The following is a 15354-nucleotide window of genomic DNA, read 5'->3' on the forward strand; positions in this document are numbered from 1 at the left end:
TCTACACAACGCCCGAGTAATCGGAGAGTTTTGAATAAATTTTAAAAAATTGTTGACCTTAGCCAAACATCCCAGATTTGAACCCGATGAACAAAATACGCATCAATCAAGGCCGCATTTTACCATGGCAATTCAGGGTGGTCGGCACGCTCATCGTGCTTGGCTCGATGGCCTTCGCTCTACTTCGGCTTTCTGAATTCCCGGCAATAATCATCTGTATTGCTATTTCATTCCTGATCCCCGCCATGTGGTCAGCCTATTACATTCTGGAAATTGATCCGGAACAGAAAACCATCTCAGAAATCAGCTGGATACTTAGTTACAAAAATGGGAAAACCAAACCCTTTCGGGAAGTTGAAAAAATCTTTGTCAATGAAACCAAAAAAGCCCAACAAATGACCTCCTGGGCAGGTCAGGTGAGAACCTCCAAATTTCAGGAGTATATGGCCTTTCTCAAACTAACAGACGGAGACAAATACTTTCTGATCAGCGATCAGGACCCGGACAAGCTCCTCAAACGGTTAGCGCCCATTTCGGAAAAGCTGGGCTGTGACATCTTTAAGAACTATGAAAAAACATAGACGCATCAATGCGCCTATGTCAATGATCATTTCTTAAGTGGCCCATACCTTGCCATTGCCCGTCTCGCTCAAAGGAGAGCAGCCATGGTACTCCACTGGGATAGCCTGATACTGCAAGGCCTCAGTAGTTCCATATTCTGTGGTATAATAACCCACGATGGTCAACTCCTTGATGGACCAGAAGAAAGGGCGACCCTTTCCTCTTTCCAGATTTTTAATCCCGGCATTCTGTGTTTTAAGGAATTCAGTTTGTTTTTCTGGAGCCAGCGCTATGAAAGAATCCCCCATCTGTGACTTACAGTCACTTTCAAACTGATCAAGTCCTTTGACAAACCACTCTCGTGCTCCCTGGTCATAAACCACGCTCACCATTTCCTCAATGAAGCCCGGCACGCCCAGGGACTTGGCACCTGGTGTATCAGTCTCCGGCAAAATACCCTCCGAGATCTGCATCACTAACCTCGCCTGATCTTCTGAGAAAAATGTGGGTGTCCAGGTAAGTTCTGGTTTAGGCGTGCAGCCATTCAAAATTCCTGCTACTGTAGGCACGCTTAAAACACCTCCCATTATCCAGGCGGTACGTCTCAGCGCTTCTCTTCTTTTAATATTTTCCATGATCAGAGGTTTCCTTTCTTCAATTCATTTACTGCAAAATCTGCTGCCCTGGCCGTGAGGGCCATGTAAGTGAGCGATGGATTCTGACATGCAGAAGACGTCATACAAGCACCGTCCGTCACAAACACGTTCTTCACCTCATGCACCTGATTCCACTTATTCAGCACTGAGGTCTTTGGGTCCCTCCCCATGCGGGCAGTTCCCATTTCGTGTATACCCAAGCCTGGCCCGCCTATGTTATCATACGTGCTCACATTTTTCAGACCTGCTTTTTCCAGCATTTCTGCGGCTGAAGATTGCATGTCTTTTCGCATGGCTAGCTCATTGTCTTTAAACTCACAGTCGAAAATGAAAGTGGCCATTCCGTGTTTATCCAGCTTATCCGGATTCAGGGTCACTTTATTCTCATGGTATGGAAGCATTTCACCAAAGCCCATCAGTCCCATTCTCCATTTTCCAGGTGTCTGAATGTCATCTTTCAGCTCTTCTCCAATACCCAGCTCGGCAATGGAAGACCTCCATGACTCGCGGCTGGCGCCACCCTGATAGCCATACCCCCTGATAAAATCAGGATGCTTTTCATTGACGTTTCTAAATCGGGGAACGTAGATTCCGTTTGGCCTTCTGCCAGAATAATACATATCCTCAAAGCCATCAAATTCACCTTCTGCACCAGCTTTGAAGTGGTGATCCATCAGGTTGTGACCGAGCTCGCCCGATTGATTACCCATTCCCTCGGGAAAGTATTCGCTGGTGGAGTTCATCAGTATGTAGGTAGATCCCAGCGCCGAGGCATTGAGAAAAACGATCTTAGCATAGTACTCCTGCACCTCTCCGGTTTCCGCATCTTTCACTCGCACACCAGAGGCTTTTCGTGTTTCGGGATCATAAAGCACTTCCATTACGATAGATTGGGGACGTAAAGTCATGTTACCAGTGGCCATAGCGGCCGGCAAAGTACTGGACTGGCTACTGAAATATCCTCCGAAAGGACAACCTCTCATGCACAGGTTTCTATAGTGACAGTGCGCCCGACCATTGTGATTTTGGGTGATATTGGCCACCCGGCCGATCGTCAGCAGGCGGTCTTCAAAGTTTTTTGAAATACTATCTCTTACATGCTCCTCCAGACAGTTGAACTCCATGGGAGGTAGAAACTTACCATCGGGCAACTGAGGAATGCCTTCATTGCGACCACTCACCCCTATATGTGACTCCACATAATCATACCATGGTGCCACATCTTTGTATCTGATGGGCCAGTCTACGGCTATTCCTTCTTTCCCGTTCGCCTCAAAATCCATTTCACTCAACCTGTAGGACTGTCTGCCCCACAGCAGAGATCTCCCTCCAACGTGGTATCCACGGATCCAGTCAAATCGCTTGACCTCAGTGTAGGGGTGTTCTGTGTCTTTCACCCACCAGTGCTTGGTAGACTCCTTGATGGTGTACCCAGTTCTTAGCTGAACATCATAATCTTTCCTCTCCTCTGCAGGAACCTGATCGTCATGGGGTAGTTCCCATGGATTCAGGTTCATGGTGGGGTAATCCTTGATGTGTTTCACATCCCGTCCCCGTTCCAGTACCAGGGTTTTCAGGCCCTTTTCGGTTAATTCTTTAGCGGCCCAGCCTCCACTGATGCCTGTGCCTACCACTATTGCATCGTAGGTGTTTTCCGCTTTTGCTTTATTATTAAAATTCATTGATCTTAATTTGTGAACAATCGAAACTAAACAATCTGAGGCCAAATCTTAAATGGCTTTTTGATGTATTTTTAATGAAAACGTTTTCTTTTAACAAAACGGTCAAAATAAAGACATAACATACCCTCTTTGAACACATGAAAATATCCAGAAAAAAAGCACTCAAAAACATGGCCGGCCTATCAGCCCTTGGATTTATCGGATTCCCTGAGTTTGGTCATTCACAAAGCATTAATGAAATGAAAGGAAAAATCAATCACTCGGTATGTCGCTGGCCATACGGCAAAAAAACGCTGGAAGAACTCTGTGAAACTGCGAAAGAAATAGGAATCTCATCCATAGAATTGCTCAACCCTGATGAATGGCCGATCATCCAAAAATACGGACTTACCTGCGCCATGGCCAATTGTGTCCCCCTGAGCCTTACAGATGGCTTCAATGACCCCAGGCTACATGACCAGCTGAAAAAAGATTATTTCGACCTGATCCCCAAAGTGGCCGACGCTGGATTAAAGAATATTATTTGTTTTTCCGGCAACAGAAATGGCAAAGCGGATGACCTGGGGATAGAAAACTGCGCCGTAGGTCTGGAGCCCGTGGTAAAGAAAGCCCAGGAGTACGGCATTACCATCTGCATGGAACTCCTCAACTCCAAAGTCAATCACCCCGACTATCAATGTGACCATACTGAGTGGGGAGCCGGACTTTGTGAAAAACTGGGGCTTGAAAACTTTAAACTACTCTACGATATCTATCACATGCAGATTATGGAAGGAGACATCATCGCCACGATACAGAAGTATCATCCATACATCGCGCATTATCACACCGGAGGGGTACCCGGCCGAAATGAAATTGATGAAACACAGGAACTTAATTACAAAGCCATCATGGAAGCCATTGTTGCCACAGGTTTTACAGGATATGTGGCTCAGGAGTTTATCCCTAAAAATGAAGATGTGTTTGCCTCCCTGGCACAGGGTGTACGCATTTGTGATGTCTAATCTGTAGCCACGGGCAGGTCCGAATGCTGACCCCATTCACTCCAGGAGCCATCATAGACTGAGAGATTTTGATAACCGGAGAGATGTGCGCCCAGCGCAAGAATGCAGGCGGTAAGCCCGGATCCGCAAGAGAGGGTAACCTGCTGACTTTTAATTTCCAGGTTTTCAAAAAGCACCTTAAGTTCTGGCAGCGGAAGGAGCTTTCGCTCTCTGATCAGCTCTGTAAAGGGGAGATTGAGGGAGTTCGGAATATGTCCGCCTCTCAATCCCCTGCGAGGCTCAGGAGCGGTCCCGTGAAAGCGGCCAGCGGATCGTGCATCGATCAGACATTCTGCCTCATTTCCGATAGCTGCCAATACCTCACCAGCAGTCCTGAAAAACCCTGACTGAGGGTTAGCCATGAAATCACCTTTCATGACATCAGCATTTCGCATGGGTTCTGTAGGAAGACCAGTGGCCTTCCATTCTGGCAATCCACCGTTCAATACGGCCACATGTTTGTGACCCATGGCCCGAAACATCCACCATGCCCTGGGAGCAGCGTACACTCCCAAATAGTCGTAAATAACAATGATGCTGTCCTGATTAATTCCAAGTTTCTGTGCTTCACGGGTAAATACCTCCGCTGAGCACATCATGTGGGGAAGATCTGAAGACGTATCAGAAAACCGACCATTGATGTCAAAAAACCTGGCTCCGGGAATCTGTATTCCGACAAGGTCAGGATCCACCTCACCCTGAACAGGCGGGATGCTGGCATCCAATACAATCACCTCTGGATGGTGAATTCGTTCAGCCAGCCAATTGACTGAAACCAGTGCGGTGGGCAAGTCGAGCGAATTCCTATCCATGGATTTTAATTTTTATTATTTCAACCGGTCAAGAATGGCATTGAACGTAGCACTTGGCCTCATGGCTTGAGCAGTGAGTTCTTCACTAGGCTTGTAATAGCCATCAATATTTACCGGTGCTCCCTGAGCGGCAAGCAATTCTGCATTGATCGCGGATTCCTTCTCTTTCAATTCTTTGGCCACTCCGGAGAAGAGGTCCCTGAGGGCTGCATCATTGTCCTGCGCTGCCAGTGCTTCTGCCCAATACATCGCCAGGTAAAAATGACTGCCTCTGTTGTCCAGTTCATTCACACTTCTGGATGGTGATTTATTCTCCTCCAAAAACTTACCAGTAGCCGCATCCAAGGCGTCAGCCAACACTTGAGCACGAGGATTGCTATCGGCAATACTCAGGTGCTCCAAAGACGCTGCCAAAGCCAAAAACTCTCCGAGCGAATCCCATCTGAGATGACCTTCCTCTACAAACTGCTGCACGTGCTTGGGTGCTGATCCCCCTGCGCCAGTCTCGAACAATCCACCACCATTCATCAATGGCACTATGGAGAGCATTTTGGCGCTGGTACCCACCTCCAATATCGGGAAGAGGTCCGTCAGGTAATCACGCAGCACATTGCCAGTGACAGAAATAGTATCCAGCCCTTTTCTGATTCGCTCCACCGTAAACCTGGTAGCCTCTACCGGAGACATGATGTGAATTTCCAGGCCGGTAGTGTCATGATCTTTTAGGTACTGATTCACTTTTTGAATCAATTGCGCATCATGCGCCCGATTTTCGTCCAGCCAAAATACCGCCGGAGTTTTAGAAGCACGGGCACGGGTAACGGCAAGCTTCACCCAATCCTGCACAGGTGCATCCTTCACCTGGCACATCCTCCAAATGTCTCCGGCTTCCACCTGGTGAGATATCAGCACATTGCCCGCAGCATCTACCACACGTACCTCACCCGCTCCCGGGATTTCAAAAGTTTTATCGTGAGAACCATATTCTTCGGCCTTTTGGGCCATCAGTCCCACATTGGGTACACTCCCCATAGTAGTGGGATCATAGGCTCCATTGGCCTTACAATCCTCAATCACCGCTGCATAAACGCCCGCATATGATCTGTCGGGAATGATGAATTTGGTGTCTTTGAGCTTTCCATCCGGGCCCCACATGCGACCGGAAGTTCTGATGGCAGCTGGCATAGAAGCATCAATAATTACGTCGCTAGGTACATGCAGGTTAGTAATTCCTTTATCTGAATTGACCATGGCCAACTCAGGTCGGGCCGCATAGCAGGCAGCAATATCTGCTTCTACTTCAGCCTTCTCAGCAGCTGGCAAGGCCTCAATTTTGGCAAGCAGATCAGCCATACCATTGTTGGCATCTACTCCCAGGTTTTTGAAGGTAGCCTCATGTTTGTCGAAAACAGGCTTGAAAAATACTGATACCGCATGTCCGAAAATAATAGGATCAGACACCTTCATCATGGTGGCCTTCAGGTGCACCGAAAGAAGGACATCTTCTTTTTTGGCAGAAGCTATCTCACTCTCAAAGAAAGTTCTCAGTGCTTTCTTGCTCAAAACGGAAGCGTCAATGATCTCTCCTGCTTTCAATGAAGTCTTCTCCTTCAATACAGTCACAGCCCCGTTTGCTCCAACCAGCTCAATCTTCACCTCACCAGGTTCAGTCACACTTACAGATTTTTCACTTCCGTAAAAGTCACCTCCCTGCATGTGAGCAACATTAGATTTGGAATCTGCTCCCCATGCCCCCATTGAATGGGGATTTTTCCTGGCGTACTCCTTCACAGCCCTGGGGGCTCTCCTGTCGGAGTTTCCCTCCCTCAGCACAGGGTTGACCGCACTACCTTTCACCTTATCGTAGCGCGACTTGATGTCTTTCTCCTCATCCGTGGTGGCTTCTGCCGGGTAGTCTGGCAGGTTGTAGCCCTTACTCTGAAGTTCTTTGATCACCGCAACGAGTTGTGGAATGGAGGCGCTAATGTTGGGTAGCTTGATGATGTTGGCCTCTGGAGTTTTGGCCAGATTACCCAACTCCGCCAAGTCATCGTTGATCCGTTGATCGGGAGTAAGTCTTTCAGGAAAACTAGCTATGATCCTTCCTGCCAGAGAAATGTCTCTGGTTTCCAGCTGTATGCCAGCGGGCGCGGCAAATGCCTGAATGATCGGTAGGAAAGAATGAGTTGCCAGAGCCGGAGCTTCGTCAGTGATTGTGTAAATAATTGTGCCTTGTTTTGCCATTTGTTCCTGAGTTTCCTGAGTCATTGTTTAAAGACTCAAATCGTATTTGTACTTAGTTTGTATTCAATAACTTTCCTCCTTATTAGGGAAATCTTTCGACCTTATGTCTTTGATAAAATTGGTGGTAGCCTCACCAATAATTTTATTCAAATCTGCATATTGCCTTAAAAACCGCGGTTTGAAATCCTGGGTGATGCCCAGCATGTCATGCACCACCAGCACCTGCCCATCTACATCCGGACCCGCTCCTATGCCAATAATAGGGATGTGCAGGGACTCAGATACTTCTTTGGCCAGACTGGCAGGTATCTTTTCCAGCACGATACCAAAGCACCCAATGTCTTGTAAAATCTGCGCATCGGACTTCAATTTCTCAGCTTCTACCTCCTCTTTGGCACGGACGCTGTACGTACCAAACTTGTATATAGACTGAGGGGTAAGCCCCAAATGCCCCATAACGGGAATACCTGCGGACAGCACCCTGGAGATGCTTTCCTTAATCTCTATGCCACCTTCCATCTTCACAGCATGCGCACCGGACTCCTTCATAATGCGGATGCTGGATCGGAGTGCCTCAGAAGAGTTTCCCTGATAACTTCCAAAAGGAACGTCCACCACCACCAGCGCACGGTGCACTGCCTTGACCACCGAAGTAGCATGCCAGATCATGTGATCCAGGGTTATAGGCAGGGTTGTTTCATTTCCCGCCATAACATTGGAAGCAGAATCTCCTACCAGAATCACGTCTATGCCGGAAGCATCCAGAATACGAGCCATTGAATAATCGTATGCCGTCAGCATAGCAATCTTCTCTCCGGTCGCTTTCATTTCCTGAAGCCGGTGGGTGGTAATTTTCTTAAATTGTCCTTGCGCTGTGCTCATACTTGTGGGGTCAGGTTGTCTATCGGGGTAATGCCCAATCTTCGGGGAAGGCGCAAATTAATAAAAACCTACTTCATCTGAAACGACTCTTTGTCACTTCCATTTGATATTACATCCCATACTCGGATGTTGCTCATCTGAAATTGAAGCACCAAGCACCAACGCCTCCAAAGCTTCCCTCAAATCCTTACCATTTACCGGCTTTCCGTTTCCTGGAGAGGCCTCATCCATTCTCCCTCTGTATACACACAGATTGTTCTCGTCAAATACAAAAAAATCGGGAGTACACTCGGCTTTGTAAGCTCTGGCCACACTTTGCGACTCATCATATAAATAAGGAAAGGTAAAACCAACTGAAGTAGCCTGCTCCCTCAGTGCCTCCGGACTGTCACCGGGATATTTAATGGCATCATTAGAAGAAATGGCCACAAAATCTATCCCCTGATCCTGATAATAATGGGCAATATTGACTATCTCTTCCTGAATATGAATCACATAAGGGCAATGTGCACAAATGAACATGATCACCGTGCCTTTCGCACCCCGGGCTTCTGATAGTGAGATCACCTTGCCTGAAATCACGTCAGGCAACTTAAAATCAGGAGCTGGTGTGCCCAATGACATCATACTGGATAAGGTGAGTGACATATCTTCTTTACTTTTTGCTCCAAAAAAATGAATTAAATTGAACTCCAAAATTATCATGAAGTTTCACCATGACATACTCACTTGCCCTACTTTTTGTTTTCAGCAGGCCTGATTTCTATGCAACTGAAATAATCCAGCCCTGTGGCTGTAAACCCGGGGTGAAATCACGCAACCGGGATATCCCAATTGGGATTGAGGCACAAAATTCCTACTTTTAGCAGAATCCAACGATTAATATGCACAACCCCATAATTTTATTTCTTCTTGTTCTGATCACATTCTCTGGCTGTATTGAGACTCAATCCAGCAAGGGTCAGGAAGATACACCAAACGCTGCACCACAGGTTCCCACCAATCCTTCAGGCAGAATGGTCTCCCTACTTGGTACCGTGCTACCTCCAAAACAACTTTCCGAAAAGGTTTTAGAGAAAAGAGTGGATCAATTGGAGGATGCCCGGAAAAAATATGAAAGCGATCCCGAAAACCTGGATAATATTATCTGGTATGGAAGACGTATGGCATATCTGGGCCGCTATCAGGAAGCCATTCGCATTTACTCTATTGGGTTGGACCTTAATCCTAACTCCTACCGGCTGCTGAGGCATCGTGGCCATAGGTACATTACCGTGCGAAAATTCGACGCAGCAATCGAAGACCTGCAAAGGGCGGCCTTCTATGCCAGACCTGCCGAAAATAAAATAGAACCCGATGGTCTGCCAAACCGACTCAACAAGCCTCTTTCAAACGATAAGTTTAATATCTGGTATCACCTCGGCATTGCTTACTACCTGAAAGGAAACTATGACAAAGCCATCTCCTCCTTCAAAAAATGCATCACCTACGCGGACAATGATGACCTGATCGTGGCAAACACCGATTGGTTTTATATGACCTACCGGAAAATCGGAAACCTCCAGGCCGCTCAGGAGCTTCTCACGCCCATTTCAAGAAGGATGAATATCGTAGAAAATTATGCCTACCATCAGAGGTTGATGATGTATCAGGGCCACTACCAGCCTGAAGACCTGCTGGACAAGGCTGATCGCGACAATAACAGCATTGATCCCACCATTGGATATGGTGTGGCCAACTGGTACTTGTACAATGGTCAGGTAGATATCGCCAGAGAACTTATCGACAAAATACTACACAACCCTCAGTGGGATGGGTTTGGATACATCGCTGCGGAGGTTGACAAAGTATCACTCGGCAATCTTTAAAGTGCCTCGATTTCTTTTCGGATCTGGATCAGGATTTGAGGATAATCGGTAATAATGCCATCCACACCCATATGAAGCATTTTCACCATGTCCTCGCGATTATTGGGTGAATAAGTGTACACCTGAAATCCCCGGGCATGCATCCTGAAGACCCGCCGGGTGGACAGGGTATGATATTCAGGGTTAAGTGCTTTCATTCGATCATCCTCTTTCGCCCTTCCCAGGTGCATTTTTGTTTCCACATAAAACGCAATCAAAGGTGCAGAATCTTCACCTATCATAAGTTTTTTGGTCTGCACATGATCATCATACTGGTGTGCAGCCTCTATGTACTCCACCTCTTCAGATTGGAGAATGATCCACTCATAGCCATTTTTCTCAGCCCGGATCACGTCCACAAGCTTCTCAGCAAAATCATGATAGTGTGGGTGATCCATGTGCTTAACCTCTATAAGCACCTTACATCTTCCATTGATCAGGTCCAGGGCCTCTTTGAGGGTAGGGACACGCTCTTCTCTAAATTTGGGATCAAACCAGGATCCCGCATCCAGCTGCCTGATCTCCTCAAGGGTGTAATCATGCACAGCCCCGGTACCGTTGGTTGTTCTATCCAGAAACTCATCATGAAACACCACTATTTCCTCATCTTTGGTATTTCTCACATCCAGCTCTATCATATCCACACCCATCTCAATAGCCTCGCGAAATGCCGCCAGGGTATTTTCCGGAGCAATACCCGAAGCTCCCTTATGAGCGATGATGTCAAAGTGCTCCTTCTTCAAAGACTTATCAATCACCGGACTCGTAATGAAATGCAGGTAGATATATGGCTCGAATAGTGCGACAGCCAAAAACAGCACCATGATAGGTGATGAATAAAGGAGAAATTTCTTGGTCATTTCAGTTGTCGAATAGTCGCATTAAGTTATAGAAATAAACGCCCATTACCACGCGGTTCACTCGCTTTTTGCAGGTTTTGTCAAACTTAGGTGTAGCTCCTGAAGCTGCGCCGAGTCAATCAGCGAGGGAGAGTCGATCATTACATCGCGACCCGAGGTGTTCTTAGGAAACGCGATAAAATCCCTGATACTGTCCTGTCCCCCAAAAAGTGCGCACAGCCTGTCAAAACCGAAGGCGATACCACCATGTGGAGGAGCTCCATATTCAAAAGCACTCATCAGGAAGCCAAACTGATCCTGGGCCTCCTCTCTGGTGAAGCCAAGAGCATCAAACATTTGTGACTGGAGTGTTCGGTCGTGAATCCTGATAGACCCACCTCCAAGTTCCACACCATTCACCACCATATCGTAGGCATTGGCTCGCACACTTCCCGGATCAGTAGAAAGCTTATCTAAATCCTCTGGATTCGGTGAGGTAAACGGGTGATGCATCGCATGGTACCGCTGAGAGTCTTCATCCCATTCCAGTAGCGGGAAATCAACCACCCAGGCCGCTGTAAACTTGCTGCGATCTCTGAGTCCAAGCCTTGAGCCCATCTCCAAACGCAATTCGCAGAGCGCCTTTCTGGTTTTATTGGCCTCACCGGCCAGGATGAGCAGCAAATCACCTGGCTTTGCCTCCAGGCGCTCCGCCCATGACTTCAATGCCTCCTGGTCATAAAATTTATCAACGGAGCTTTTGAAAGAGCCATCCTCGTTACATTTTACATAGACCAGACCTTTGGCACCAATCTGAGGCTTCTTTACAAAATCCGTCAGGCCATCCAGTTCCTTACGGGTGTACTCACCACAGCCTGTTGCATTGATCCCCACCACCAATTCTGCACTGTCAAATACCACGAATCCTTTTCCTTGAGTCAGGTCATTGAGCTCTTTGAACTCCATTCCGAATCTCAAGTCCGGTTTGTCAGAGCCATATTTGGCCATGGCATCCGCATAGGAGATGTGAGGTAACTCACCGAGATCCACCCCTTTCACTTCTTTGAAAAGGTATTTTATCAACCCCTCAAAAGTATCCAGTATGTCCTTTCTGGTGACAAACGACATCTCACAGTCTATCTGTGTAAATTCCGGCTGACGATCTGCGCGCAGGTCCTCATCCCGAAAACACTTTACTATTTGAAAATACCGATCGAATCCGGAAACCATCAACAACTGCTTGAAAGTCTGTGGTGACTGAGGCAAAGCATAAAATTGGTTGGGATTCATCCGTGAAGGCACCACAAAATCACGTGCTCCCTCTGGCGTACTTTTGATCAGATAAGGAGTCTCTACCTCGGTAAACAGGTGATCTGACAGGTAAGCCCGGGTTTTCTGTAATAGCTGGTGGCGCATTTCCAGGTTTTTCCGGACAATTCCCCTTCTCAAATCGAGGTAACGGTACTTTGCCCGTAAGTCCTCCCCACCATCTGTTTCATCATCGATAATGAACGGCGGGGTTTTCGATTCATTGAGCACCGTCAGCTCTTTCACCCTTATCTCTATATCCCCTGTTGGAATTTTATCATTTTTAGCCACACGCTCCACTACCTCTCCTGTTGCCGAAATCACAAACTCCCGACCTACGTTTCTGGCCAGTTCCAGGGTCTTCTCATCAGTTTTCCCTTCTTCAAAGATAAGCTGAGTGATGCCATACTTATCCCTAACGTCTACCCAGATCATTCCACCTTTATCCCTGATCTTCTGTACCCATCCGGCCATGGTGACCTGCTGACCAATGTGACTGCTTCTAAGCTCCCCGCACGTATGTGTTCTCAACATGTTTATTTATTATTTTTTTGCGTCGTTTCCAGTTAAAACAGCGGCAAATTTAACAATAGTTTTAGCTTTGAAATAATAAATCTCAACAACCAATGAAACTACCCAAACAGTTCTGGATAATGATTTTGCTTCTTTTGGCCTTTGGCCAATTTGCTACAGCTCAGATTTCAGTGACCCGCCAGAAAGTAACCAAGGATATTTCCATGGAGGTACCCGAATCGTTTATCCCGATGAGCCAGTCCGAGCTCATCAGTAAATATGTATCATCACGCACCCCCATTGCCATGTACACCAGTGAGGATCGAAATATCGATCTGGGAATCAATGAAACCAGCAGTGCCTGGGCAGGTGATGACCTCCCCATTCTACAGGCTTTTTACAAAGCCAATATCGCCAATCTCTTTACTGAGGTAGAATTTTTACAGGAAGAAATCCGTGAAATTGGCGGAAGGACTTTCATCGTATTTGAATTTATTTCTAAAATCACAGATGATGAGAGCACCTTCGGAGGAAACAGCAGTATTTCCAAGTACACCTACATACAGTATACTTTACGAAACAATAAGGTTCTGCTTTTCAACTTTACCTGTCCGCTGCGAGCACGCGCTCAATGGCAGGAAACCGCTCAAAGGATGATGGAGAGTGTGAGGGTAAGGTCATGAGCTCACTCAGCATCCATAGCGACGAACACTACATGCGCCAGGCGCTGAAAGAAGCCGAAGCAGCCTTTGAAGAAAAGGAGATACCAGTGGGTGCAGTAGTCACCTGCCAAAACCGGATCATTGCCCGGGCACACAACCAGGTGCAGAAACTCAATGATGTGACGGCCCATGCAGAAATGCTGGCTATCACCGCTGCACAGAATTTCCTGGGCTCCAAATACCTGGACCAGTGTACCCTGTACGTAACCCTGGAACCCTGTACCATGTGTGCCGGAGCACTCTACTGGTCGCAGATCGCCAGGGTATGCTATGGAGCCAAAGATGAGAAAAGAGGCTACCACCTGGCCAACCCGAATATTTTGCATCCTCAAACCACACTCATCACCGGACTCCTGGCAGAGGAATCTTCCGAAATGATCAAATCCTTTTTTAGAAAGATGCGCGGGAACAATTCATAGGTTGCTATGTTCTATATTTGATTATTCAATAGATTTTTAAACCTAAAACATATACGACAATGGCATTCGAATTACCGGATTTACCTTATGCACATGATGACCTTGAACCACACATTGACAAACAGACAATGGAAATTCATCATGGCAAGCACCATGCAGGATATGTAGCCAAACTGAATGCAGCAATAGAAGGCACAGATATGGCCGGACTCTCGCTGGAAGAACTGCTCACCAAACATAGCAGCAACGGGGCAGTGCGCAACAACGGTGGTGGTCATTGGAATCACTCCCTATTCTGGACCATCATGGGACCTGATGGTGGCGGGAATCCTTCAGGCACCATAATGGACGCCATACATGACTCATTTGGTTCTTTTGAAGCCTTCAAAGAAAAATTTAGCAACGCTGCAGCCACACGATTCGGATCGGGATGGGCATGGCTATGTGTACACCCTGGTGGAAAACTGGAAGTATGCTCCACTGCCAATCAGGACAATCCACTGATGCCGGAGGCCGGATGTGGTGGAAGGCCAATCCTGGGACTAGATGTATGGGAACATGCCTACTACCTGAAATATCAAAACAAAAGACCAGACTACATTGACGCATTTTTCAGTGTGATCAACTGGGCAGAAGTGAACAGGAATTTCGAAGCTGCCAAATAAGTTCCGTATAAGCTTGACATCAAAGAAGAAGCTGCCAGAAAACTCTGGTGGCTTTTTTTATCCAAATAAGGGCGTACGCTTATAAAATTGCTCATTTCAACATGTTTTTCTTAAATTCAACCCATGAATCTAAGGGAAATCATCGATCAGCTAAATGAGGTATATGACGGAGAGCCCTGGTTTGGAAACTCTATCTCCACCTACCTACAGGAAATAGAGCCTGAGGTTCTCAGCAGACATCTGGGAACCGGCCACTCCATCGGTCAGATCATCTCCCATATGATTGCCTGGAGAGAATATGTGATTGGGAAGCTTACAGGAGTGGAGATCAAGATAGAGGTGGGTGGGGAAAATGACTGGGAATCCCGACAATTCGCAGCGTCCGATAAAACAGAACTTTATTCCAAATTTAAATCCACACAGAAAAGGCTGAACACCCTCCTGTCAGAAAGCAGTGATGAACTCCTGACCAAGACAGTCCCAAACCACACCATCACATTCGAAAAGCTACTGTGTGGCATCATTCAGCACGACATCTACCATTTAGGGCAGATCTATTTGCTCAAATCTTCTAAATGATTTCTTTCTGAGACTGATCGGGCAAATACTTCATAAATACCGCGAAGCACTGGGACACGACTACCATGCGTACCACAACCATGCACAGCGGGTGTATACCTATGCCACTACCCTCCTGCTGATGCGGGAAAATAAAAAACTGGCAATCGCTGCGGCATTTCACGACCTGGATATCTGGGTATCTGATGGCATGGACTATCTGCCAGGATCCGAACAATTGGCCAGAGACTACTTAAAAAGCAGTGACTTTGATTACCTGCCGGATGAGATTGCCTTTTTCATCAAAAGCCATCACAAACTGAGACCCATCAAAGGAAATATAGAAGCTGAGGCCTTTAGAAAAGCTGACCTGATAGACCTGACCAGCGGATTCATTCGTTACAACATTCCTGAGAGCATCATCTCGGAAACCGAACGTGCTTTCCCGAGGCAAAATTTCACCGGAATGATTTCATCTAAAGCCCTTAAACATGCCATCAGGCATCCCCTGAGACCATTTCCAATGATTAAGTGGTAATTTTG

General features: G+C 46.9%; 16 protein-coding genes. 8 read left to right on the forward strand and 8 right to left on the reverse strand.

Going from position 1 to position 15354, the window contains the following annotated elements; all coding sequences use genetic code 11:
• Window positions 1–86 precede the first annotated feature (86 nt).
• Complete coding sequence (locus tag RIH33_RS01060) at window positions 87–581, forward strand: hypothetical protein (protein WP_406649928.1); 495 nt, start codon at window positions 87–89, stop codon at window positions 579–581.
• A 33-nt stretch (window positions 582–614) separates the two neighbouring features.
• On the opposite strand, the gene RIH33_RS01065 is transcribed toward RIH33_RS01060, so the two are convergent.
• Both RIH33_RS01065 and RIH33_RS01070 read right to left on the reverse strand, forming a co-directional pair.
• Entirely contained in the window at window positions 615–1196 is a 582-nt protein-coding gene (locus RIH33_RS01065) for a gluconate 2-dehydrogenase subunit 3 family protein (protein WP_406649930.1), read from the reverse strand.
• 2 nt (window positions 1197–1198) lie between these two features.
• Window positions 1199–2899, reverse strand: a complete 1701-nt coding sequence (locus RIH33_RS01070; RefSeq protein WP_406649931.1) for a GMC oxidoreductase — start codon at window positions 2897–2899, stop codon at window positions 1199–1201.
• 137 nt (window positions 2900–3036) lie between these two features.
• Here RIH33_RS01070 and RIH33_RS01075 point away from each other — a divergent pair, with 137 nt between their 5' ends.
• Window positions 3037–3903 (forward strand): hydroxypyruvate isomerase family protein, encoded by an 867-nt coding sequence (locus RIH33_RS01075; RefSeq protein ID WP_406649932.1) that lies wholly within the window; start codon window positions 3037–3039, stop codon window positions 3901–3903.
• On the opposite strand, the gene RIH33_RS01080 is transcribed toward RIH33_RS01075, so the two are convergent.
• The 4 genes from RIH33_RS01080 to RIH33_RS01095 all read right to left on the reverse strand — a co-directional run bounded on the left by RIH33_RS01080 (window position 3900) and on the right by RIH33_RS01095 (window position 8528).
• On the reverse strand, window positions 3900–4754 hold the full coding sequence (locus tag RIH33_RS01080; RefSeq protein ID WP_406649934.1) for a sulfurtransferase: 855 nt from the start codon (window positions 4752–4754) through the stop codon (window positions 3900–3902). The two genes, RIH33_RS01075 and RIH33_RS01080, sit on opposite strands and share 4 nt — an antisense overlap.
• Before the next feature lie 15 nt (window positions 4755–4769).
• On the reverse strand, window positions 4770–6998 hold the full coding sequence (locus RIH33_RS01085; protein WP_406649935.1) for an NADP-dependent isocitrate dehydrogenase: 2229 nt from the start codon (window positions 6996–6998) through the stop codon (window positions 4770–4772).
• 63 nt (window positions 6999–7061) lie between these two features.
• Window positions 7062–7880: a 3-methyl-2-oxobutanoate hydroxymethyltransferase gene (panB, locus tag RIH33_RS01090; RefSeq protein ID WP_159583949.1), complete on the reverse strand. Its 819-nt coding sequence runs from the start codon at window positions 7878–7880 to the stop codon at window positions 7062–7064.
• Window positions 7881–7973: 93 nt separating this feature from the next.
• Window positions 7974–8528 (reverse strand): thioredoxin family protein, encoded by a 555-nt coding sequence (locus RIH33_RS01095; protein ID WP_406649936.1) that lies wholly within the window; start codon window positions 8526–8528, stop codon window positions 7974–7976.
• 236 nt (window positions 8529–8764) lie between these two features.
• On the opposite strand from RIH33_RS01095, the gene RIH33_RS01100 reads away from it, so the two are divergent.
• Entirely contained in the window at window positions 8765–9748 is a 984-nt protein-coding gene (locus tag RIH33_RS01100; protein ID WP_406649938.1) for a tetratricopeptide repeat protein, read from the forward strand.
• On the opposite strand, the gene RIH33_RS01105 is transcribed toward RIH33_RS01100, so the two are convergent.
• Complete coding sequence (locus RIH33_RS01105; protein ID WP_406649939.1) at window positions 9745–10647, reverse strand: glycerophosphodiester phosphodiesterase; 903 nt, start codon at window positions 10645–10647, stop codon at window positions 9745–9747. The genes RIH33_RS01100 and RIH33_RS01105 overlap by 4 nt on opposite strands.
• 57 nt (window positions 10648–10704) lie before the next feature.
• Window positions 10705–12468, reverse strand: a complete 1764-nt coding sequence (gene aspS / locus RIH33_RS01110; protein WP_406649941.1) for an aspartate--tRNA ligase — start codon at window positions 12466–12468, stop codon at window positions 10705–10707.
• A gap of 92 nt (window positions 12469–12560) precedes the next feature.
• On the opposite strand from aspS, the gene RIH33_RS01115 reads away from it, so the two are divergent.
• From RIH33_RS01115 to RIH33_RS01135, 5 genes are all read left to right on the forward strand, one after another.
• Window positions 12561–13130 (forward strand): hypothetical protein, encoded by a 570-nt coding sequence (locus RIH33_RS01115; RefSeq protein WP_406649943.1) that lies wholly within the window; start codon window positions 12561–12563, stop codon window positions 13128–13130.
• Complete coding sequence (locus RIH33_RS01120; protein WP_406649945.1) at window positions 13127–13588, forward strand: nucleoside deaminase; 462 nt, start codon at window positions 13127–13129, stop codon at window positions 13586–13588. Before RIH33_RS01115 ends, RIH33_RS01120 begins: the two co-directional genes overlap by 4 nt.
• A 59-nt stretch (window positions 13589–13647) precedes the next feature.
• Window positions 13648–14253: a superoxide dismutase gene (locus tag RIH33_RS01125; protein WP_406649946.1), complete on the forward strand. Its 606-nt coding sequence runs from the start codon at window positions 13648–13650 to the stop codon at window positions 14251–14253.
• A gap of 123 nt (window positions 14254–14376) precedes the next feature.
• Window positions 14377–14832 (forward strand): DinB family protein, encoded by a 456-nt coding sequence (locus RIH33_RS01130; RefSeq protein ID WP_406649948.1) that lies wholly within the window; start codon window positions 14377–14379, stop codon window positions 14830–14832.
• A gap of 91 nt (window positions 14833–14923) precedes the next feature.
• On the forward strand, window positions 14924–15349 hold the full coding sequence (locus RIH33_RS01135; protein WP_406649949.1) for a hypothetical protein: 426 nt from the start codon (window positions 14924–14926) through the stop codon (window positions 15347–15349).
• The last annotated feature ends 5 nt before the right edge of the window (window positions 15350–15354 follow it).

Source organism: Marinoscillum sp. (genome assembly GCF_040222955.1).
Classification (GTDB): domain Bacteria; phylum Bacteroidota; class Bacteroidia; order Cytophagales; family Cyclobacteriaceae; genus Marinoscillum.